12 protein-coding genes are annotated in these 23,631 nt (G+C 55.1%); 5 read left to right on the forward strand and 7 right to left on the reverse strand.

Annotated elements, in window-relative coordinates; genetic code table 11:
• The first annotated feature begins 60 nt into the window (after window positions 1-60).
• From lpdA to R3196_RS02285, 5 genes are all read left to right on the forward strand, one after another.
• The gene (gene lpdA, locus R3196_RS02265) at window positions 61-1,488 is read left to right on the forward strand and encodes a dihydrolipoyl dehydrogenase (RefSeq protein ID WP_318935017.1); all 1,428 of its coding nucleotides are present in this window, start codon (window positions 61-63) and stop codon (window positions 1,486-1,488) included.
• Between the two features lie 138 nt (window positions 1,489-1,626).
• Window positions 1,627-3,687 (forward strand): M13 family metallopeptidase, encoded by a 2,061-nt coding sequence (locus R3196_RS02270; protein WP_318935018.1) that lies wholly within the window; start codon window positions 1,627-1,629, stop codon window positions 3,685-3,687.
• Window positions 3,688-3,708: 21 nt separating this feature from the next.
• Window positions 3,709-4,056 carry a hypothetical protein gene (locus R3196_RS02275; protein ID WP_318935019.1) on the forward strand — a complete coding sequence of 116 codons (348 nt, stop codon included), beginning with the start codon at window positions 3,709-3,711 and terminating at the stop codon, window positions 4,054-4,056.
• 52 nt (window positions 4,057-4,108) lie between these two features.
• Window positions 4,109-5,350: an efflux RND transporter periplasmic adaptor subunit gene (locus R3196_RS02280; protein WP_318935020.1), complete on the forward strand. Its 1,242-nt coding sequence runs from the start codon at window positions 4,109-4,111 to the stop codon at window positions 5,348-5,350.
• Window positions 5,340-8,468, forward strand: a complete 3,129-nt coding sequence (locus R3196_RS02285; RefSeq protein ID WP_318935021.1) for a CusA/CzcA family heavy metal efflux RND transporter — start codon at window positions 5,340-5,342, stop codon at window positions 8,466-8,468. Before R3196_RS02280 ends, R3196_RS02285 begins: the two co-directional genes overlap by 11 nt.
• A 10-nt stretch (window positions 8,469-8,478) precedes the next feature.
• Here the strand turns inward: R3196_RS02285 and R3196_RS02290 are convergent, their stop codons facing one another.
• The 7 genes from R3196_RS02290 to R3196_RS02320 all read right to left on the reverse strand — a co-directional run bounded on the left by R3196_RS02290 (window position 8,479) and on the right by R3196_RS02320 (window position 23,566).
• A complete protein-coding gene (locus R3196_RS02290; RefSeq protein WP_318935022.1) occupies window positions 8,479-13,434 on the reverse strand; it encodes a FecR family protein in 4,956 nt (1,651 codons plus the stop codon).
• A complete protein-coding gene (locus R3196_RS02295; RefSeq protein WP_318935023.1) occupies window positions 13,424-14,788 on the reverse strand; it encodes a porin family protein in 1,365 nt (454 codons plus the stop codon). Before R3196_RS02295 ends, R3196_RS02290 begins: the two co-directional genes overlap by 11 nt.
• A 103-nt stretch (window positions 14,789-14,891) precedes the next feature.
• Window positions 14,892-15,647, reverse strand: a complete 756-nt coding sequence (locus tag R3196_RS02300) for a 3',5'-cyclic-nucleotide phosphodiesterase (RefSeq protein WP_318935024.1) — start codon at window positions 15,645-15,647, stop codon at window positions 14,892-14,894.
• Window positions 15,644-17,188, reverse strand: coding sequence for an HD-GYP domain-containing protein (locus tag R3196_RS02305; RefSeq protein WP_318935025.1), 1,545 nt, complete (start codon window positions 17,186-17,188; stop codon window positions 15,644-15,646). Before R3196_RS02305 ends, R3196_RS02300 begins: the two co-directional genes overlap by 4 nt.
• A gap of 14 nt (window positions 17,189-17,202) precedes the next feature.
• Window positions 17,203-19,407 carry an adenylate/guanylate cyclase domain-containing protein gene (locus tag R3196_RS02310; protein ID WP_318935026.1) on the reverse strand — a complete coding sequence of 735 codons (2,205 nt, stop codon included), beginning with the start codon at window positions 19,405-19,407 and terminating at the stop codon, window positions 17,203-17,205.
• Window positions 19,404-22,478, reverse strand: a complete 3,075-nt coding sequence (locus R3196_RS02315) for an efflux RND transporter permease subunit (protein WP_318935027.1) — start codon at window positions 22,476-22,478, stop codon at window positions 19,404-19,406. Before R3196_RS02315 ends, R3196_RS02310 begins: the two co-directional genes overlap by 4 nt.
• Window positions 22,478-23,566 (reverse strand): efflux RND transporter periplasmic adaptor subunit, encoded by a 1,089-nt coding sequence (locus R3196_RS02320; protein ID WP_318935028.1) that lies wholly within the window; start codon window positions 23,564-23,566, stop codon window positions 22,478-22,480. Before R3196_RS02320 ends, R3196_RS02315 begins: the two co-directional genes overlap by 1 nt.
• Between the last annotated feature and the right edge of the window lie 65 nt (window positions 23,567-23,631).

The following is a 23,631-nucleotide window of genomic DNA, read 5'->3' on the forward strand; positions in this document are numbered from 1 at the left end:
GCTGTTATAATGCAGCCCATCGCATTTTCGCCCCGATTTGAATGAATAAAAGAGGTCGTCATGAGCAAAGAAATTAACGCCGAGGTAGTGGTACTTGGTTCTGGTCCTGGTGGATACTCTGCGGCGTTCCGCGCTGCCGATTTAGGCCTGGACACTGTCCTGATTGAGCGCTATAGCACCTTAGGTGGTGTGTGTCTGAACGTTGGCTGTATCCCGTCCAAAGCGCTGCTGCACATTGCCAAGCACATTGACGATGCCAAGCATATGAAAAGCGAAGGCGTTGATTTCGGTGATCCGAAAATCGACCTTGATCAGATGCGCAAGCATAAAGAAAAAGTTGTTGGTCAGCTGACCGGCGGTCTGGATCAGATGTCCAAAATGCGTAAAGTTAAAGTGGTGAATGGCTATGGCGAGTTCACCAGTGACACCTGCATCACCGTAAAAGGCGATGACGGCGATACCAAGGTTAACTTCAAGAACGCCATCATTGCAGTGGGTTCTGAGTCGATCAAACTGCCGTTCGTGCCACACGAAGACGAGCGTATCTGGGACTCGACTGCAGCACTGGAACTGCGCTTCATCCCGGACCGTATGCTGTTGCTTGGCGGCGGTATTATCGGCCTGGAAATGGGCAACGTATACAGCTCGCTGGGCGCCAAAGTTGATGTGGTCGAAATGACGGATCAGCTGATCCCACCGGCTGACAAAGACATCATGAAAGCTTTCATGAAAACCGCCAATAAGCGTTTTGACAATATCTGGCTGAACACCAAAGCCACTAAAGTTGAAGCCAAGAAAGACGGCGTGCATGTGACTTTTGAAGGTAAAGACGCCCCGGAGAAGCCGGTTCGCTATGACGCCGTGCTGGTCGCTGTTGGTCGTTCACCAAACGGTAAGAAAATCGGTGCAGAAAACGCCGGTGTTAAAGTCAGCGATCGCGGCTTTATCGAAGTCGATAAGCAAATGCGCACCAGTGCCAAGCATATCTTCGCTATCGGCGATGTGGTCGGTCAGCCGATGCTGGCGCACAAAGGGACCCATGAGGGCCACGTAGCGGCTGAAGTCATTGCCGGCAAGAAGCACTATTTTGATCCAAAAGTGATTCCTTCGATTGCCTATACTGACCCGGAAGTGGCATGGGCTGGTGTTACTGAGAAAGAAGCCAAAGAGCAGGGCATTGAATATCACACAGCGGTATTCCCATGGTCTGCTTCAGGCCGGGCAATTGCCCAGGGGTCGACCGACGGTATGACCAAGCTGTTGTTTGATAAAAACAACCGCATTATCGGCGGCGCTGTAGTGGGCTCTAACGGTGGCGAACTAATGGGCGAAATCTGCCTGGCGATCGAGATGGGCTGTGATGCTGAAGACATCGCCCTGACTATTCACGCCCACCCAACGCTGCATGAATCTGTTGGTCTGGCCGCGGAAGTCTATGAAGGCTCTATTACTGACTTACCGAACAAAAAAGCTGTAAAAAAGAAATAAGCCTGCAGGCTTAGCGGTAAAGTTCGATGAATCAACCGGTCGTTGCGGCGCAGCGACCGGTTTTTTATTGTCTGTCGGGTACCAATCAAGTATGGTCTTAAGGGCATAAACTTATTCTATAAAACGGAAACAACCTACATGAATAAAGTATCAACTTTAGCACTGAGCGTAGCGCTGGCACTGGGTGTTGCAGCATGCTCCCCCCAGCAGACTGACCAGACGCAAGCTACAGAACAACAGCAACAGGAACTGACGTCGGGTCTGAGACTGGAAAATTTTAATACTGAAGTACGGCCGCAGGATGATCTGTTCACTTACGTTAATGGCGGCTGGTACGAGCGTACTGAACTGCCTGCGGATAAATCACGGATTGGCTCTTTCCATGAGTTGCGTGATGAAAACCAGGAACGCCTGCGCAAAATCATTGAAACTGCGGCCGCCAGCGATCCTGAGCCGCGCAGCAACGAAGCTAAAATCGGCAATTTCTACAACAGCTTCATGGATGTTGAACGCCTGAATAGTCTGGGTATCACCCCCATCGCCGGTGATCTGGAGGCCATTGCGGTGCTGGAAAACCACACCGATGCGGCGGTTCACATGGCCACTCATGCGCGCATGGGCGTGAGCAATCCATTCGGCTTCTATGTCTACCCGGATGCCAAGGATCCTGAAACCAACGCCATGTACATGTCCCAGTCAGGGCTGGGTCTGCCGGATCGTGACTACTATCTGAAAGACGAAGAGAAATTTAACGAGATCCGGGCCCAGTATCAGGACTACATCGCCGACATGCTCGAACTGGTTGGCTACAAGGATGCCGAAGCTGCTGCTCAGGCCATTGTCGAACTTGAAACCAAAATGGCGGAAATTCAGTGGAGCCGGGTAGAAAGCCGTAACGCCGACAAAACCTATAATAAGCACACGACCGCTGAACTGCAGGAATTGTTTGGCAGCTTCGACTTCGCTGCTTTTGCTGAACCAGCCGGGATCGCAGTAGCTGATGCGGCGATCGTGCGCCAGCCATCTTACTTCAGCGCTTTTGGCGAATTGTTTGACAATGTGCCGCTGGAAACCTGGAAGCACTACATGACCCTGAAGTTGGTGGACCGTTTCTCAAGCGCACTGACTGAAGAAATCAATGACCGGCGCTTTGCCTTTTACGGTGCGGTATTGCAAGGCACCCCAGAGCAGGAAGAGCGCTGGAAGCGTGGCGTATCAGCCACGGATAACGCTTTAGGTGAAGTTCTGGGCCAGGTTTATGTGGCTGAATACTTCCCGCCGGAAGCCAAAGCGCGGATGGAAGAGCTGGTTGATAATCTGATTGTAGCTTACGGCGACTCGATTAAAGATCTGGAGTGGATGACAGCGGAAACCAAGCAAAAAGCTTTGGAAAAATTGAGTAAATTTACTCCTTATATCGGCTATCCGAGTGAGTGGCGTGATTATTCCGGGCTGGCGGTTGCAGCAGACGATCTGGTTGGCAATTACAAGCGCTCAAGAGCCTTTGATTACGAAGAAAACGTCAGCAAAATCGGTAAGCCTGTTGATGAAGAGGACTGGGGCATGACGCCACAAACGGTAAACGCCTATTACAGCCCGGTGCGCAATGAAATCGTATTCCCGGCAGGCATCCTGCAGCCGCCATTCTTTAATATGAATGCGGAAGATGCCGTGAACTACGGCGCCATCGGCGCGGTTATCGGGCACGAACTGGGTCATGGCTTTGATGATCAGGGTTCAAAATACGATGGCGAAGGCAACCTGCGTAGCTGGTGGACCGAAGAAGATCGTAACGCCTTTGATGAGCGTGGTGGCAAGCTCGCCGCGCAGTATGACGGTTACGAAGTCATTGATGATGTGTTTATCAACGGTAAGCTGACCTTAGGCGAAAACATCGGTGATCTGGCCGGTCTGACGATCGCTTATCGCGCTTATCAGAACTCACTCGGTGATGAGTCTGCGCCGGTGATCGATGGCTTTACCGGTGAACAGCGGGTATTCCTTGGCTGGGCGCAGGCGTGGAAGAATAAGGCACGGGACGAGTATGTTCGCAACCAGGTGTTGAGCGATCCCCATTCACCGGCTGACTACCGGGTAAATGGTACGGTAGTAAATATTCCGGCATTTTATGAAGCCTTTGACGTTAAACCTGGTGATGAATTGTATTTACCACCAGAAGAACGCGTGACTATCTGGTAATAAATTGCGTATACTGAGGCTATGAAAACATTTCTGATGCTGATCATAGTAAGTCTGATGCTGGGGCCGATTGCGGCCCCGGCACAGGCTGTTGCTGCCGATCAGGGCCATCATCAGACTGCCGCAGCCGCTGAGCATGACTGCTGTGATGAGCAAAGCATGGCCAAAGCCACGCAGATGCAACATCAGGATTGCGAACCCAATTGTACCGATTGCCAGCACCATTGCAGTTCATTTGCCTCGGGGCTCATGACAGTTCGGTTACTGCATTCGAACCTCGCTGACCAGGCTTACTGGCCCGCCGAAATCACCTCTCCGTTAACCCGGATTGAACGTCAGGATCGTCCCCCTCTACCTGCAATAAGCTGATTGTTTCCGCTATCGCCTGATAGCCGTAGTTTATTTTTGCAGGAGTTTTTGTATGTTACACCGCTACTTTTTAATTGCCCTGTTGGCTTTGCAACTCGCTGTAGTTCCAGCTATAGCGCAGGACATGGCACATCCTCATGATCACGAAGATATCGTAGTCGAAGCCGAAGAGGGCATTCAATATGTGTGTCCCATGCACAGCCACATCGTGCGCGATGAACCTGGTAATTGCCCCATCTGTGGCATGGACCTTGAGCCGCAAGTCATGGTTGAAGAGATCCGTGTCGAAGTAAGCGGGCAAATGCAGCAAAATCTCGGTATCACCACAGCGGTGGTGAATTACGACACGCTCTGGCGCTATTACCCCACCATCGCCACCGTGCAGTGGAACGATAATGCCCGCATCCACGTGCATCCGCGAGCCTCTGGCTGGCTTGAAACGCTGAACGTGCGCAGTGTCGGTGAGCGGGTAAATCAGGGCGATAAGGTGTTTGAAATCTATAGTCGTGAGCTGGTGGTGGCGCAGCAGGACTTTCTGCAGACTCTTGATGCCCTTAGTGCGTTCAGTAACATTCAGCGCGAGCGTCTGATTCGCGATGGTAAGCTGCGGCTTAAGTTATTGGGTATGAACGACGCGCAGATCAAAACCCTGCAGGAAACCAAAGAACTGATGTATCAGGTTGCCGTGTTCGCTCCCCAGAGCGGTACGGTGACCGAACTGGGTGTGGCTGAAGGCATGTACGTTGAACCCGGTACCCAGGTCATGACCATTACCGCTGATAACAGTATGTGGCTGATTGCCGATGTACCCGAGCGTTATAGCAACTGGCTGCAGGTTGAAGCCCCTGCGGATGTAACCCTGGCGGAAGCCGGACTGCACGACTACGAAACCCGGGTGGATTATATCTATCCGGAGCTGGATCCGGTGGCGCGTACGCAACGGGTCCGCATCAAGTTGCCAAAAACAAGTGACCAGTCCAACTTGCTGGTGGGCATGCAGGCGAACGTAGCGCTCTATGGCGGGCCGAAACGTGAGGTGCTGACAGTGCCGCTGGAGAGTCTGATTATTGTCGGTGAGAAGAATCGGGTGATCGTACAGCGCCCGGATCAGAGCTTTGAACAACGGGATGTCCACGTAGGGCTTATTGTTGGTGATCAGGCTGAAGTTTTGCATGGCCTGAGTGCCGGCGAGACAGTCGTGACCTCCGGTCAGTTCCTGCTGGATTCGGAAGCCAGCTTGCGCGGCAGCCGTCTGCGTCAACCGCAGCCTGCAGGAGATGGCCATGCTCACTAAGATCATTCAATGGTCACTGGCAAACCGTATGCTGGTGATCATCGCCGCTATTTTTGCGGCCTGGATGGGCTGGCGGGCGATGATGACCACCCCGCTGGACGCGATCCCCGATCTGTCTGACGTCCAGGTTATTGTTAAAACACCTTACCCGGGACAAGCGCCGCAGTTAGTCGAAGAGCAGGTTACCTGGCCGTTGGCCAACCTGATGCTGTCGGTACCGGGTTCAACCCAGGTACGCGGCTATTCGTTTTTCGGCGATTCTTATCTGTACATTCTGTTCGAGGATGGCACCGATATTTACTGGGCTCGCAGCCGGGTACTGGAATATCTGAACCAGGCCAGTGATCGGTTGCCGGCCGGGGTGACCCCCTCGCTGGGCCCTGACGCCAGTGGCGTGGGCTGGGTATTTCAGTATGCGCTGGTGGATCGCAGTGGCACTCATAACCTCGGCGAACTCACCAGCCTGCAAAACTGGTTCCTCAAGCAGGAGTTGCAGAGTGTTGCGGGGGTGTCTGAAGTTGCCACTGTGGGTGGCATGGTACAGGCCTATCAGGTGGTGGTTGACCCTAAGCTGATGCAAGCCTACGGCCTGACCATGGAGCAGATCCAGCAGGCTATCACCAGCGCTAACCGCGAAGTTGGCGGTGGTATTGTGGAAATGGCGGAAGCCGAGTACATGGTTCGTGGCACTGGTTACATTCAGTCACTGGAGGACCTGCGGACCCTGCCATTACCTGTGCGTAGTGAGGCCGGTGCGGTTATTACCCTTGCTGATGTTGCGCGCGTGCGGCGCGGACCTGAAAGCCGGCGCGGTATCGCAGAGCTCAACGGTGAGGGCGAAGTGGTTGGCGGTATCGTGGTGATGCGTCATGGCGAAAACGCCCTGGCGACCATAGAGCGGGTGAAGGAAAAACTCAAGGGGCTGCAACAAGGCCTGCCGGACGGGGTTGAAATTGTCCCTACATATGATCGCTCTGATCTCATTAACCGCGCGGTCGATAACCTCACCGAGAAGCTAATCGAAGAAATGGGACTGGTCGCACTGGTTACTATCCTGTTTCTGTTACACGTACGCTCAGCGTTAGTTGCTATTATTACGCTGCCGCTGGCGGTGCTGATGAGTTTTATGGTGATGCGCAGCCTCGGCATCAACGCCAACATCATGAGCCTGGGTGGTATCGCTATCGCCATAGGTGCGCTGGTGGATGCTGCCATTGTTATGGTGGAAAACGCCCACAAACACCTTGAGCACTACCGTGAGCAGCATGGCACTGAACCCAAAGGCGCGGTGCACTGGCAGCTCATCGGCAAGGCGACCAGTGAAGTCGGGCCGGCCTTGTTCCTGTCACTGTTGATTATCACCTTAAGTTTTATTCCGGTATTCGCACTGGAAGATCAGGAAGGCCGCCTATTTAGTCCGCTGGCCTATACTAAGACCTTTGCCATGGCAGCTGCCGCCTTGTTATCTATCACGCTGGTGCCGGTGCTGATGGGCTTTTTTGTACGCGGCAAAATCATCAGTGAACAGCGCAACCCGCTGACGCGTTTTTTGATCTTTTTGTACCGGCCGGTACTGACGCTGGTGCTGAAGTTTCCGAAATCCACCGTGGTGGTGGCGATATTGATTGCCGTCAGTAGCTTTTACCCATATTCCAAACTGGGTACTGAGTTTATGCCGGCGATGCAGGAGGGGGATTTGCTTTACATGCCCACCACCATGCCGGGCATCAGCCCGGCTGCTGTGGGTGAGCTGCTGCAGCGGACGGATCGGCTGATCATGCAGGTGCCCGAGGTTAAACGGGTATTCGGCAAAACCGGTCGTGCGGATACCGCGACGGATCCGGCGCCGCTGACCATGCTGGAAACCACTATTCAGCTGAAACCCGAAAGCGAGTGGCGCGAAGGCGTTACCCTGCAGGATATCATCGCTGAACTGGATGCTACGGTGCGGGTGCCGGGTATCACCAATGCCTGGGTGCAACCGATCAAAACCCGTATTGATATGCTCTCGACCGGCCTGAAAACCCCGCTGGGGCTGAAGATTGCCGGGCCTGATCTGGCTGAAATTCAGCGTATCGGTGCGGAGCTTGAACAACGGTTGGCAAAAGCTCCCGGGGTGGCGTCAGTATTTGCTGAGCGGCCGGCATCGGGGCGCTATATTGAGATCCGGCCGGATTTAGCTAAAGCTGCCCGTTACGGTATACAGCAGGTCGACATTCAACGCATGATCCAGTACGCCATTGGCGGGGCCATGATCGACGAAACTGTTGAAGGCACCGAGCGTTATCCGATCACCCTGCGTTACCCGCGGGCATACCGGGATCACGTCGAAAGTATCCGGCAGTTACCGGTTATCAGTAGCGCGGGAGCCTGGGTCACGCTGGAGCAGGTCAGTACCATTGAGGTGGTGGAAGGACCCGGGATGATCCGTAGCGAAAATGCGCGGCCGACCGGCTGGGTGTTTATCGATGTGCAGCCGGATATGTCCGTGGGCGAGTTCCTGACTACTGCCGAGCCATTACTGGCAGGCTATGAACTGCCGCCGCGGTATAGCCTGAGCTGGTCGGGGCAATACGAATCGATGGAGCGCGTCAGCGCGAAGTTAAAGGAAGTCATACCGCTGACCCTGGCGATTATCCTAGTGCTGCTGTACCTGACCTTCCGCTCAGTGAAACAGGCGATTCTGATCATGGCCACCCTGCCGCTAGCTCTGGCCGGTAGTCTTTGGTTCATCTGGTATCTGGGCTTTAATCTGTCGATTGCGGTCATGGTCGGGATGATTGCGCTGGCCGGTGTTGCCGCCGAGTTCGGGGTCGTGATGTTGTTGTACCTGAATAACGCCTGGCGGGATCGCATCGTACGTAACGAACAGACCCTGCACGAAGCCGTTATGGAAGGTGCGGTGTTACGGGTGCGGCCAAAAGCGATGACGGTTATTACCATTATCGCCGGCCTGTTACCTATCATGCTGAGCCACGGTACCGGTAGCGAAGTCATGCAGCGTATTGCCGCGCCGATGATTGGCGGCATGGTGCTGGCGCCATTACTATCGCTACTGGTCCTGCCAGCGGTTTATTACGCCTACTGGCAGTTCCGGTTGCGTCGGCAGACCGGTTAAGGCGCTGCCGCTAAGGATCTAAAATAATACGTGGCTGTCCGGGATGCAGGGTAGCCGCATCTTCAGCCAGACGTTGCAGTGACCGCTGCAACGCCTGGTGTTGCCCCAGATCACCATTCAGCAAGCTGCGCTGTAGCAGAATTTCAGGCGGCAATGGCTCCGGCCGCTGCAAGGACTGCTGCGAAAGTTGCTGATAGCCTGACATATGCAGCTCGTCAACTTGCCAGTAACCCCAGTCCGCTTCGGTTGTCGCTGCGGCAATATCAGCACGACTGAAGACGACCGCTCCGGAATACAGAGAATCATTGCCGGTCCAGCCGCGGAACAGCCCCATAACGCCGTCAAAGTCACTGCCGATAAAGCGACCAGTGAATTCGCCGCCGCCGGCGTTAAACAAGCCCGTTCCGCTCAGGCTAATGGTGTTATTTTCAAACAAATCGGCAACCAGACCCGAGCCATTGAGATCGCCAAATTCTGGCTGACCGCTGCCGGTATCAAGATAGCGGAGAAAGCTCATGTTCAGATCAAAACTGCCCGAGTCAAAATCAACCGCCAGCCCAGCGCTATCCATATAGGTATAGCCCGCATAGCTTTTTTCGTCAGGGGACATCGCTGCCAGATAGAGATCAAAGTTGATCGTGCCAGCTGGCAGTGGTGCAGTCAGAGGGGTTAGCTGGTCTGCGCCAATGTGCCAGAACGTGCTGTCATTACTATAGCCCGGCTGGTCAAAGCTGTAGGCTTGTTGATCCCAGTAGCCCCAGCGCACCTGAACATCCTGACTGGCGCCTGGCAGGGGCAGGGGATCAAAAAAACCACTATAGCTGCGGGTTGAATTGACGGAGAAATCATCAGTGGTAATACGCAGCAGACTGGCATAGTAGAAAGAGCCGCCATCTGCAATTGATTCGTTGCCACCATAATTACCACCATAGTTATCACCGGCTAACAGGACATTAGCGGGCAGTGAGGAAATAACCAGCTCATTGTTGACAGATAATACCCCACCGGCAGTGGTCCAGCCCAGGTCAGCAAGGCTTTGCACCGGCCGCTGATTAAGCACCATCATGCCAAAAAGCTCCTGCTGCTGTTCTGCGGTCCAGGCTTTCAGTAATGCCATTATGCCCTGATACTCAGGTCCCATAAACAACCCGGACAGGCGGCCGCCGCCTCCGGCAAAACCATCGTAACCGGTAAGTTCAATGGCGCTGCCAGTGAAGAGGTTAGCTACCGAGGCTTCACCCTTCAGGTAACCCTCATTTAATACGTTGTCGATCCACTGGCTAAAGCTTACTGAGACGGTGACTGAATCATCGGCAAAATCAACCAGCAGGGCAGCATCGTCGAGATACCAGGTGTCGGTCGTTTCGCTGTCATTGCCGTTGAAGTAAAAACCGTCCGACAGGTACAAACTGAAATACAGCTGGTTCTGTAACGGTGTCACTGTCATCGGTGTCAGTTCAGAAGCCAATAACTGAATGACCGGCTGACTGTTATCCCGCAAAATAAGGTTACCTTGATCGTCCCGCTCCTGCAGGTAATAGCCGTGGGGCTCCCAGAGATTCCACTGAACCCAGACTTCTGAGCCGGGTTCACTGCCTGGCAGAGAGACGCGGTAACTGTAATAGCTCTGTGAAGTATCCGCCAGGGTACTGACATAATCACCACCGTTGACCTGTCTGATGAGAAGGTTGGACTCGCCGGTGAACTCATCAGTGTAGAGACTGCCGAAAACCTCACTGGCTTCTGCCTGCCAGAACAGCTCTCCGTTACCACCGAGTAGGCCGGCGGTCGCCCACTGCTCTCCTAAGTCGGGCAACGCGTGCAGTTCTGCAGCGCTGGCAAACACGCCAGCACCCTGATAAAACTCCGTTTCTCCGGCTGTGTAGGCACTTAAAATTGCAATAATGGCGTCGAAATCCTGGCCAGCGAAACGCGCTGATAAGCTGCCGCCACCACCTTCAAAGTAACCAGCGCCCAGCAGGCTGATAACCTCGGCACTGAATAGTTCAGCAACACTGGTGCTACCAAACAGGCTGCCAAGTAATGGTTCTGCCTCGTTCTCAGTGTAGCTGCCCAATTGCAGGGCAATACCAACACCGCCGGTATCGAAGTTCACCAGCACCTGACCGGAAAAACCAAAGACGTTAGTCGAAGACTGACTTTCCAGCGGGCTACCGGCAAAAAGATCATAGGTCCAGGCTCCGGTCGGTAGGGTAGTGGTAGCAGGGGTCAGCGAATCGGTCAGGGCAAAATAGTACGGACTACTGGTATCCGCCGCCCCACCATTACTGTCGCTGAGCTCATAAGTGCCGGGGGCGAAAGCACCAAAACGTATAGCTATGGGGTCGGTTGCGGTCGGCACCTCAATATCGCCGAACCAGAAGTCATCCTCATCAAGGTTAAACAGCGCGCTTAGTTCCATGCTACCGGCAGCGCCGGTCTGCCCAACGGGAACGAACTCCTGAATATCAAATAACGAGCTCAATACCCTGGTGTTCTCTGCGTCACTAAGAATTGCCAGCGCCTGGTTCATGCCCAGCATACCGCCGTTTTGCACACCGAGCTCAGCGATAGCGGTACCCAGCACGGGATCCTGAGTAAAGACCAGGCTGCCGCGAAATTGTTCGGTTTCAGAGGCGGCGGTTAGCAGGCCCAGCAGGGCATCAAAATCACCACCGACGAACTGACCGAGCAGGCGACCGCTGCTGAAATAGCCCTCACCGACAAGTTCTAAGCCGGACTCAGACTGATTTAACAGCGCGGTAATGTCACTGAATGCGGACAGGTTGCCAGACTGGCCCTCAACGTCGAACAACAGCATGACCAGTACCTTGGCGTTAGTGAAGTCGACAATGATCTGTCCGCCGGTGCTGGTTGCCTGGGTCTGCGAGTCATCCCCAATTAAACCGGTACCACCAGCGAGGCTGAAATTAAAAACGCCGTTATCGGGCAGGGTTGCTGGTGCCAAATCACTGGCGGCGACGAAGTGATAATTTGCATCATTGTTCAGATCACTGAAGCTATAGCCAGTCTCTGTTTCTTCCAGCAGGCGCAGCTGATAACTGCCTGGCTGCCAATAGCCCCAGTAGATTTCCAGAGGGCCGTTGACGGTTTCAACAGACAGCCGGTGATCAGCATCACCGCCAATCAACCCTTCGGGATCAAGTCCGAGGAAACGATAGGAGCCGGCCGCGGTATCGGCCTGCTGTGCCAGCAAGGCGCCGGTTACGCCCTCCGTTGTGGACTGCAACCAGGTGTCCGGTGCGCCGGCAGCTATGGTCAGTTCCGGCAGGCTGCTCATGCTGCCACCATTGTTCCAGTTCAGCTGCTGCATGCTGCGGTAGTCGGTCGCAAGGATCTGACAGGGGAAATTAAACCAGCAGTTATTGCTGAATAATAGGGTCCCCCAACCGGCCAGCTCATCACCATCGTTGTTAAGTAACAGGTAGAGACCGGCCAGGAAGCCATCAATACCCCAGTCAGCGTCACCGCTGAAGCTGCCGTATAGCAAGGCTTCGCTAACAATAGGGTTAGCGCCGAGCTCGCTCAGCGTCATCGCGCCGGCAAAAATGTCAGCGAAGCTGGCGCTGCCCTGTAAGGCGCGAGTTGTGTCGTCACCATAGGTGAAAGGCAGGTCAAGGGTCAGAGTCCCGGTCGTGAAGTCAATCGTTAAGGTACTGTCCGACGAGAGCTCGGCGATACTGCCATCATCAAAGCGCACACCATAATTCGGTTGCAGGTTAAGCAGTAAGGTTTGCTGCTGATAATACTGTTCGGTGAGCTGGTTCAGTTCGGCGATATCGGCGACGCTGTAGTTGGCCAGTAAGTAGTGAAAACTGTCTGCGTCAGGGGCTGTGAAACCATTCAGCGTCAGCGTGAAGTCATCGGCCTGCCAGAAGCCCTGATAAATCTGGTTGGCTGATCCGGGATGCCAGCCATCGGCATCAAGTTGTTGGGCGAAGCCGGGCCCGGCACCGTCATTAGCGGTAAAGCTAAAGGCTTCTGTGGTCAGCGCAGTCAGCTCGCCGGCATCGTTAAAGGTGGCGTTGGCTGCGCTGCTGCGCTGCAGGTAACCATGGGCGCTACTGTTGAGGCCGTACCCGGGCAAGACAGGGTCGGGCTCTGGTTCCGGCTCAGGCGTATGTTTTTCTGCTTCTTTCACCGCTTGCTGCTGCCCGGCGTCCTGTTGCGCCTGTTCGGGGATGGTGACCGGCTGACTTTGCGGCGGAGAGGTACCGCTGTCAGTATTAGCCGGCGTAACCGGTGTCGCTGGCGCCGGTTCATCGTCTTCCGTGGAGCCCTCTTCAGTGGTGCCGTCGTCAGCAAAAACTTTATCAGGGTCAACGGGCAGCGTTTGCGGTGGCGTGTCGGCATCGGCCACAAAGAAGCTCTGGCCGGCGTTAACCAGTTGCTGGCCGGCGCGGTTAAACATTATCATGCGGCCGGTAGCCACCAGCAAATAGCTGCCCGAAGGGACTGAATTAAATTGGCTTTCGCTGCCGGGTGGTACGTGCACCAGGCGGAACTCAGTGCCGCGGATACCCATAGTAGCGACAGGGGTTTTAAATTCGACGGAAGCCGGGACAGCGGTGGCCATGGCACCGGTGATAGCCCGGAAGCCACCGCGAATCAGCTCCGAACTCTGCTCACCACTGGCCGGGTCCTCAGGGTCGTAAACGTGCTTGCGCACGACAAATTCAGATGAGGGGCGTAAAGCGATCAGGCTGTCGTCGGTAAAGCGCAACTGCACGCTAGCCCCTTCGGTGGTAATAATTCTGTCGCCGACCAGTACCTGAGTGTTGCGGGCTGCGGTTAAGGTTTCATCGTTGCGATCAATAGTCACTTCGCCGAATACGAACAGCACCCGGGCGGCCAGTTCGTTTGCCTGAGCCACACCGCTTATCAGCGCCAGGCCAATAGTCAGCAAGGTTATCCGGCAGGCATGGCGCATTTGATTAGTAAACATAAGTCACCGTCCATTGCACTAAGGTCTGATCGAGATTAAAGAAGTCGATGGTGGAACTCTGATCCCGGTACAGCCCGGAAATCCCGGTTCGCCACTGCGGAGAGATCAGATAAGTCCATTCCAGGCGGGTGGTCAGTGTGTCATCGTCACGTTGCTCAGCAACGCCGTGATTAAATATCGCAAAGCCTTCAGTCATATATTTCAGGCGATGGTAGTTAAGGCTGCCCAACCAGTGATGTTTGGCTGATGCCTGATAGTCAGCTTGTACCGACAGATAATTACGTATGGCATCACCACCGGGGCGGAACGGACTATTAGTTACCCGTTCCGCCTCAAAGGCGTAGCGGGATCGTAACAGCAGCTCGGGCTGCAGCTGATATTGCCACTCGAACTCAAGCTGGCTGCCGCGATAATCGTTGCGGGAGGAATCAAAACTGAAATCCCGGGCGCGCAGATTGGCAATCAAGGTATGCTGCATGTTGTACGCATGCTGCCAGCCCAGCAGCAGGCCGACATGCGAACGAAAATCGTCACTATCCAGCCACACCTGACCAAGATCCAGGCCATAGCGCAGGGTGTTTTTGGCATCAAGCCGCAGCCCGTAAGCCGCGCTGCCCTGTATAATAGTGGTATCAAAGGCGCTGGCCTCGGAGTCCTGATTCAGGCGAGCCTGTCCGGCCAGGGAAAATTCGACAAATTGATTGGCGTCCAGATCGCGCTGATGAAACCACACGCCCCGGGCGGTGCCGAACTGGGTATCGTCTGCTTCCAGAATAGCCAGGCCTTCCAGAAAGGTATTATCAAAGAGATCAAAACTGCTGGGGTAATTGAGGTAGTTGCTGTCGTAGCCATAATCCAGACTGAGCATGACCAGATGGGCGCCTTCCGCGGCTCGCTGACGGCGTTCGGCTATTTCAGTGCGATAACGGGCCATGGCCTCTTGTGCTGCGGGGGGCGGGCTAAAACGCGCCAGGTAGTCCAGTTCGGCTTCGGCTTTATCCAACCGGTTAAGTGCCAGGTAGCTGGCAGCCAGTTCAAGGCGTGCACCAGCATGATTGGGATCCGATAAGATAGCGCGCTCCAGCGCCAGCGAGGCCAGGGTCGGCTGCCCGGCCCGTAACGCTACGACGCCATACCAGTAATCAAAACGGGCAATGCCGGCATATTCGTATTCCGCTTGCTGTAAGGCACTGAGAGCTGCCTCAGTCTCGCCGTCCTGCAATTGCTGGCGCGTGTCGCGCAAAAATTCCCCGAGTTCAGGAACTGTTGCAGACTGCGGCGAGCTCGTATTCTGGGCGCTGACGGGAACCGCGCAAAGCAGGCATCCCAGCAAGAGAATATCGCGAATAGTCATAGTCTGAATCTGTCCTTATAATTGTTATGACAATGTTAGGCCAGCCATGGTATTTGTGCAACTTTTGTACATCAGGTGTTTAGCGATTGGGCAGCGGGCCGGTTCAGGGCTCGCCGGCGATGAGTTTCCAGTGACGGGTAGCGGCAGTGGCGCTCAGCACTTGCCGTAATTCGTTTTCGTAGGACGGTTTTAAATGCGTGATCCAGACTTGCCCGGGAGGGGTAGCCAATTCGGTCACCAGTCGGCTCGCCAGTTGCGGGGTTAAGTGACCAGAAGTTTTGGCCAATTCCTGCAGATGATCCGGAAACGAACATTCGAGGATAAGATCATCAATGTCGCCCAATGTGTCCAGCTGGATGACCAGGCGCGGGTCGTAGCCAGTATCGGCAGTAAATACCGTATGGCGGTTTGCTTTGCGTATTGAATAGCCGAAGGTGCTGACAGCGTGATCCACCACAAAAGGGCGCAAGAGCATGTCATCCAGCACCAGCAGATCAGCATCGGTGATGGTCTGTAGTTTCAGGCACGGGTTGATGCGATCGGGTAGCTGGGTGAAGTCGGGCCAGATTTCCCAGTTAAACAGGTGTTTTTTAATCATCGCCAGGGTATCTTCAGAGCCATATACAGTAACCGGCTCTGATTGTTGACCAATGATATTGGCCAGGAACATCGGCAAGAAACAAATATGATCCATGTGGGCGTGGGTGAGTAATACATGCCGCACTCCCTTCATTTCGGACAAGGAAAGCTCCCCCAGGCCCGAACCGGCGTCAATCAGTACCTGGTCGCTGAGTTGTAAGCAGGTGGTGCCGCCGGTACCACCAATGCCACCGCTGCAGCCGAGAACCTTAATATTCATGTGTTTTGGTATCCCGGAAGTTGCGTCAGATCAATTTTATCGATCTGATCCGAGGTAAGAAATTCGCGGGCGTAGGTCAGGTACACCTGCTTGTCCACAAACAGCCGGAACAGATCCGGGTCCAGGTGATTGTCTTCCACCATGCGGCCCATAATGGTCAGGCTTTGCGACAAGGGCATCGGCTTTTTGTAACTGCGCTCGGGGGCCGTCAGGGCTTCGAAAACATCCGCGATGCCCATCATCCGCGCCGGAATCGACATCTGTTCGCGGGTCAGGCCGCGGGGATAACCCTTGCCGTCCATGCGCTCGTGGTGGCCGCCGGCATATTCCGGAACCCGTCGTAAATGTTTCGGGAAGGGCAGTTGCTCAAGCATATCAATGGTGTGCACCATATGATCTTTCATGATCTGCCGCTCGTCGTTGGTCAGGGTCCCTTTGCGTATACATAAATAATCGACTTCTTCGCCGGTTAATAACGGCCGCAAGTTACCCTGCAAGTCAGGGTACCGGCGGCTTGCTATATTTCTGACCCGCTCCATGGCGGCGTCGCTCATAAACTCACCACCCCGGTTCGTTTGCTCCAGAAATTCCAGGTCGTCCTGCAGTTGCTGCTGTTTGTCCTGCCATTCAGGAGTCTGCGCCAGCGCCGCGAACCGGGCGGCAATGGTTTCAATGCGATCGTAAATGGTTTCTAACTTGCGGCTTTTCTCCACCACGTGGGGCGGGGTGACGATCTTGCCGCAGTCATGCATCCAGGCTGCGGTAGCCAGTTCATAGCGCTCTTCACTATTGAGCTTAAAGTCTGGCAGGCCCGGGTAGCCGGCGCCATTTGCGGCATCGGCAATCATCAGGGTTAGCTCCGGAACCCGCCGGCAATGGGCCCCCGTTTGCGGTGATTTCGCATCAATGGCGTTGGCAATAACCTGGGTGAAACTTTCAAACAGATGGTGTAACTCTTCAATCAGGCGCTGATTGGTCAGGGCCACCGCAGCCTGTGAAGCAAGGGATTGGGCCAGTTCAATATCACCACTTTGAAAGGCCACAGTGCGCCCATTGTCCAGCCTGTTGATCAGTTGTAAGGCCGCGATCACCTCGTTCTCGTGATTCTTCAGTGGTACCACTAATACTGACTGGGTGCGGTAACCGGTTTTCTCATCAAAGGCCCGGGTTCCGGAAAAATCGTAGCCGTCCGCGTCATAGGCGTCGTCTACCACCAGGGTTTTTTCATGTAACACACTGTTGGCGACGATTAACCTGTCGTTGGGCTGATCGTCCGCTAAATAAAGCGGTAACGGTTTAAAGTTTTCAGTCAGCGGCTTGCCGCTGCCGCCATAATGAATATTGAGGCTATCATTTTGCACCAGCGCAAAGCGTAGTTGCTTCTCTTCAACTAAATACAATGAACCAGCGTCGGCTCCCGTCAGGGTGCGGGCGCTGCTGAGGATAAGTTCCAGCAGCTTAATATGATCGCGTTCTGCCGACAGCGCGATGCCAATTTTATTCAGATAGCGGATGCTTTCCAGCAATTCTGTAGTGGCCATAGTCCCGGGCCTCGTTATTTTTGTTCGTGAGTAAAAACCCCGTCCCAGTCCGCTGGCGGGGGCTCTTGTAAATAATAGTGGCAACGATCGCGGAACAGCAAGGCTAATGCGTCATCAGGATCAGCCTTGAGTAATTCTTCATAGTAACTGCGGGCGTCGGCAAAGTCGCGTTCATGGTAAGCCTGCCAGCCGCTGTTAACAGCGTTCAGCGCCTGCTGATCAGGCTTCTCAATGAGTACCTGATACAGCATCACCGGCGCATCGCGCCCTTTCACGCGCACTTTATCAACCGGGCGTAGGTGCAGTTGCTGGCGCTGTGCGCCCGTTAGCGCCTGCCGGGTATCGTCGCTGATCAGAATGGGCGTACCGTAGATCTTGGTCAGGCCTTCAATTCGTGAACCCAGATTCACATTATCACCGAGCACCGTATAAGCCATGCGGAAGTCTGAGCCCATGTTGCCAACGTTCATCGGCCCGGTATGAATGCCGATTCCCATTTTTAATGCCGGCAGATTCTGTTGGCGGAACTGCTGATTGGTTTCCGCCAGCGCCTGTTGCATCGCCAGCGCACCCTGAATGGCATGCCAGGCGTGGTCAGCATCAGGCAGCGGAGCGCCCCAGAACGCCATTACCGCATCGCCCATATATTTATCGATGGTGCCGCGGTGGTCGTGAATAGCCCGGGTTACTGGTGACAGCAACTGGTTCATGACGCTGGTCAGTTGCGCTGGTGGCACCTGCTCGGCGAAGGCGGTAAAACCACGGACATCAGAAAACAGCACGGTCAGTGCTTTGACCTGACCGGTCAGATCCCGGGCTTCGGGGTGGGCGACAATATCCTCTACCAGTTCTGGCGGTACATAGAGGCCGAACTGAGCGGCAACCTGGCGCTTGGCTGCTGATTCGCGCCAGAAATTGCCAGCCAGATGCCAGCCGGTAAGGAGCAGGATTAACAAAATACCCGACGCCAATGGCAGCACCAGCCCCTGCTGCCAGGCATAAAGATTACCCGCCCCATGGGCGATTAATAATGCACCACTGACGGCCAGCATCCAGAGTGCCGGCAGGTGCGGGTAGAGCCAGGTCATTATCAGCCCCAGCAGCAACAGGCCCACAACAGTAGCCCCCATGGCATAACCGGGCTGATGCTTAAACTTCATCTGCAACATGCCAGCCAGCAGGGAAGCTTGAATTTCAACGCCGGGAAATATTGCGTTTACAGGCGTCGAGCGCAAATCCATCAGTCCCGGCGCTGAGGCTCCGAGTAAGGCGATGCTGCCAGCAAGTTGAGCGGGAGCGACGCGACCACTGAGCACATCAGCTACGCTGACTCGTATAAAGGTATTGCGGGGACCATACCAGGGCACCAGCACTGCGGCTTGCGGGTCGGTGGGAAAGTAATAGCCGCCAAAATCCAAACCCTCCAGTTGCCAGACGCCGCCGGCAAAATGCGCATCGGGCTGCACCGGCGGCTGCCCCAGTAACAGCTGAAACATAGCCAGTGGCAGCGATGGGTATAGCTGATCGTTATAGGACTGCACCAGCGGTACCCGGCGGAAAATACCGTCGGCATCAACGGTGGGATTATCGAAAAAGCCAGCACCAAGGGCGGCCTGCTGTAAAATTTCTAAATTAGCTGAATAACGATCGGGTTTGATGAGTGGCAACACCGCCAGCGGCGGCGCCGGCTGCTGAACCGCTAACGGCGCGGGCAAAACCCCGGTACTGGCGGTGGCGTTGGCGGTATCGGCAGCACGGGTTCGCTCAAAATAAAAACCCATTATGACCGGATAGGCTGCCAGAGTGCGGGCCAGCAACGCATCACCACCAACGGGCGGGTCGCTGTTTGCCAGTGCGGGATAGGCCTGACGCAACTGCTGCCATTGCTCAATCAGTAAGTTCTGTTCCTGTTCGGCAAAGACCAGATCCATGCCCAGCAGCTGGATCTGGTAGTCTTCAAACAGGGTGCGGATAAGTTCAGCAACCTGGGCGCGGGGCCAGGGCCACTGACCGAGTTGCTGCAGGCTGGCCTCATCAATATCGATCACCACGATTTGCTCAGGTGCGGCATGGGGTAGGGTGGCATTGACCCGCTGGTCGTAACTGATCCATTCCAGTCGTTGCAGTATCGGGCTGGGCCAGAAGCCTGCCTGCTCGCCGAGCAGCCATAGCACGAGTAAGGCACTACCTGTTATCTGCAACCAGCGGGCACGGCTCATTTCACTCGCATCACCATTGCATACATGACCGGAACGATGACCAGGGTTAGCACTGTGGCAAACCCGAGGCCGAACATAATGACTACCGCCATACTGGCGAAAAAGTCATCAAATAACAAGGGCGTCATACCAACGATGGTAGTGGCTGCGGCCATCGCCACAGGCCGCACCCGGCTCACTGAGGCATCTATCAGGGAGAGCAGCTGATCTTTGCCGCTGGCGCGCTCGGTGCGCACCTGTTCCAGCAGCACCACCCCGTTTTTAATCAACATACCCGATAAGCTGAGAAAGCCCAGCAAGGCCATAAAGCCGAACGGCTGACCGGTTAGCCACAGACCCAGGGTGACGCCAATGATACTGAGCGGGACCGTGGCCCAGAGCACCCCAGCCTGACGAATGGAACTGAACAGCAGCACGGTCAGCACAAACATCACCAAAAATGCCAGCGGCAGGGCGTCGAACACCGCGCCGGTTGCTTTGGCAGAGGCTTCGTATTCACCACCCCATTTCAGCTGATAGCCGACGGGCAACGGAATCGCTTCAATTGCCGGGCGCACCCGCTCCAGCACCATGGCCGGGGTTTCGTCACCGAAGATATTATGATCGGCCATCACGGTTAAAGTGCGCTTGCGATCGCGCCGCAGGATCAGATCATCGGCTGCGGTCAGCTTAATATCCTGTACCACCTGACCCAGCGGAATCGACTGTTGCAGCGCCGAGCTGTACACCTGCAGCTCCTGCCAGTTATCAAGATCAGCACGCTCTGCTGCCGGCGCTCTGACGACTATCGGTAGCAGGTCAGTGCCATCCCGGTATACCCCCACGGCCTGGCCGGAAAAATTGCGCTTCAGCACTTCATTGACGTCAGCTTTTGTTATACCCAGGCGGCGTGCCGCAGCTTCATGGAATTCAGGCGCCAGTACCTTGGTGCGCTGGCGCCAGTCGTCGCGGATATTTCGGGTGCCGGGATCGGCCGCCAGAATCTCCCGGGTGCGGGCGCTCAGTTGGCGCAGCACCAGTGGATCCGGGCCGCTAAACCGTGCTTCAATCTTAGCCGCCTGAGCAGGACCCATTTCAACCCGCTTGAACTTAACATCCACATCGGGCTGCCGCAGACGAATGTGGTCGCCTAGCTGCAGTAATACCTGATCCAGGGTTTCAGTGTCCGGTCCGCGCAGAATCAACTGGGCGTAGCCTTCGTAGGATTTTTCCACCACATAGGTCAGGGTAAAGCGCGGGCCGCCGCGGCCGATAGTTGTAGCCACAAACTCGAGCTGGCCTTGATCCAGGTATGTGCTGGTCAGATGCTGTTCAAGCTGCTGCACCTTGTTGGCAGTGGCCCGGATGTCGGTGCCCTGAGGATACCAGAGATCAACATAAGCTATGGGCGTGTTTGAGGGGGGGAAAAACGACTGCTTGACCTGGGTAAAGCCCGTCACGGCTACTACCAGTAATAACAACATGGCCAGTACGGTCGTTTTACGCCAGTTCAAAAACAGCTTAAGCGCACGCCGGTAATGACGAAACAGCCAGTGATCATAAATATGCTGTTGATCTTCCGGCTGCTGAGCGGCCGAACGCGCCCGGGCGTCGCGGCGATATAAGATATTTCCGAGAAAAGGTACCAGGGTAATGGCGGTAAACCAACTCAGCAGCAGCGAGATAAAAAGCACCCAGAACAGGGAATTGGCAAACTCACCGCTGGCATCCTCGGATAGGCCGATTGGCGCAAAGGCAATGATGGCAATGAAGGTTGCCCCCAGTAACGGCCACATGTTCTGTTGCACCACCTGAGACGCCGCCTGAATGCGGGTCAGCCCCCGGCGGATACCCACGAGCATACCGTCGGCAATCACGATGGCATTATCAACCAGCATGCCCAGGGCAATAATAAGCGCGCCCAGCGACACCCGCTGCAACTGGATATCCGCCAGGTACATCAACATAAAACTGCCCAGGACCGTGAGCAGCAAGACGCCGCCGATAAGCACCCCGCTGCGCAGGCCCATAGTCAGCAGCAACGCCACTACCACAATAGCAACAGCTTCAGCCAGGTTAATCAGAAAGCTGGTGACAGATTTCTCAACTTCCGCCGGCTGGTCGTAAATTTTGCGCACCGTCATACCCACGGGCTGGGCGAATTTCAGCTCCTCCAGACGTTCCATCAGGCGGCTGCCAACCTCAACCACGTTCACGTCTTCGGCGAAAGAAATGCCAAGCCAGAGCGCCGGCTCACCGTTGAAACGCAGCAGATGATCGGGAATAAGCTGATAGTCACGGCTGATGGTGGCCACGTCGCGTAGCTTAATACGCTCGTCAGCACCGGGGTTGCTGATAAGCAACTCAGCCAGTTCATCTACGCTGGCAAATTCGCCAGTGGTCTGAATGCGTAAGCGCTCGTCGCCGAGCATCACACGGCCGGCATCGCTGACCAGGTTCTGGGTTTGCAGCAGGTTAATCACCTGCTGCGGGGGAATACCAAAATTAGCCAGTTTTACCCGTGATACTTCAACGGTTACCTGTTCCTGTTGCTTGCCACTGACCATCACCTTGCCGATACCTTTTACCAGCACCAGCTCACGGCGCAGATAATCGGTGTAATCAGAAATATCCTGATAACTATAGCCAGGGCCGGTTATTGCCAGCAGTACGCCGTAGACGTCAGCAAAATCATCATGGACCACAGGTTCGCCTGTGCCGGGCGGCAACTGGTTCCTGGTATCGTTGATTTTGCGGCGTAGTTCATCCCAGATCTGGGGCATATCCGGCTTGCGGAAGGTACTGCGCATCTCAATCATGATCTGGCTTAAGCCGGGCTTGGAAACCGAGGTGATATGGTCAACATAACTCAGCTCCTGTATGGCGTTCTCGAGCCGGTAGGTGACTTCCTCTTCAACCTGCTGCGCGGTGGCACCCGGATAGGGGGTAACCACCATAGCCTGCTTCAGGGTAAATTCGGGATCTTCCAGCCGGCCAATGGAGAGCAGCGCAATGATGCCGCCCACCAGCAAAATCAGTAAAAACAGCCAACTGGTGGTGCTGCGTTTTATACTATAACGGGCAATGTTCATTACAGACCAGGCTCCTTGACCCAGGGCCTTACCGGCTGGCCTTCGTTAAGCTGGTAAACGCCGGCGACCACCACCTGGTCACCAATTGCGAGGCCTTCGATAATTTCAATGCCGGCACTGGTAATATCACCGATAACCACCGCCCGCCTGGTAACGGTGCCAGTATCTGGCTGGTACAGCCACACCTGAAAACCGGCGTCGGCCGGCTGTTCGGCCGGCGCAAATACCGCGCTGGCGGGTATCAGCAGGGTAGTGTCCGGAGCGGTCATAACGGCATGGGTATCGACCAGCACCGCGGCGGACATCCCGGGCAACAGGTTAACAGCCGGTGGCTTAGGTAACGTAAAAACGACCTTAAAGGTATTGGAAACAGGGTCTGCCATGGCATCCCATTCTTTGAGTGTCGCTTTGAACTGCTGACCCGGCGCGGCTGGGAATATAACATCGGGTTGATAGCCAATCTGGCGCTGTACCTGAGCGAACAGGTTTTCAGGAACCCGGATGCTGACATCAATAGCGTCGTCCAGCTGCAAGGTGACGATGGGGCGCTGCGGCTGTACGGTTTCATGCTGCTCGACAAACATATGGGCGACAGTGCCCGCGAACGGCGCCCGCAATTCAGTGTAGCCCAGGTTGGCGCGGGCGGTATCAAGCCGCGCTTTGCTGATCTCCATATTGGCACGAACTTCATCAAATTGCTGAGGTGATATCACCTCGTTAGCCACCAGGTTTTTAGTGCGCTGAAACTGTGCTTCGGCGAGGTTATACTGGGCTTCGGCCTGATTCACCAGCAGCTGATAATCAGTGGGATCCAGCCTGGCGATTAGCTGCCCTTGTTTGACCTGGTCGCCGGGGCGGGCAGGAAATTCCGCGATCTCGCCGCCAACGCGGAAAGCCAGCTGCGCGACTTCCGCCGCTTCGACCACGGCCGGAAAACTCCGTAACCGGGCCGAGTCGTTTGCTTGCACCTGATAGAGTTTAACGGGCTGTACCGTATCCCGACCGGTATCAGTAGAAGCGGCGTCACTGCAGGCAGTGAGCGCGGTGAGGCCGCCAAGAAACAGCATATAGCTAACCAGGGTTTTCATTTGCAGACTCCGGATTCAGTGCGCACGACCAACTTACTTGTTGGCAATTTATGTTGGCAACTTAT

This window comes from Pseudidiomarina sp., from assembly GCF_033722695.1.
Classification (GTDB): Bacteria; Pseudomonadota; Gammaproteobacteria; order Enterobacterales; family Alteromonadaceae; genus Pseudidiomarina.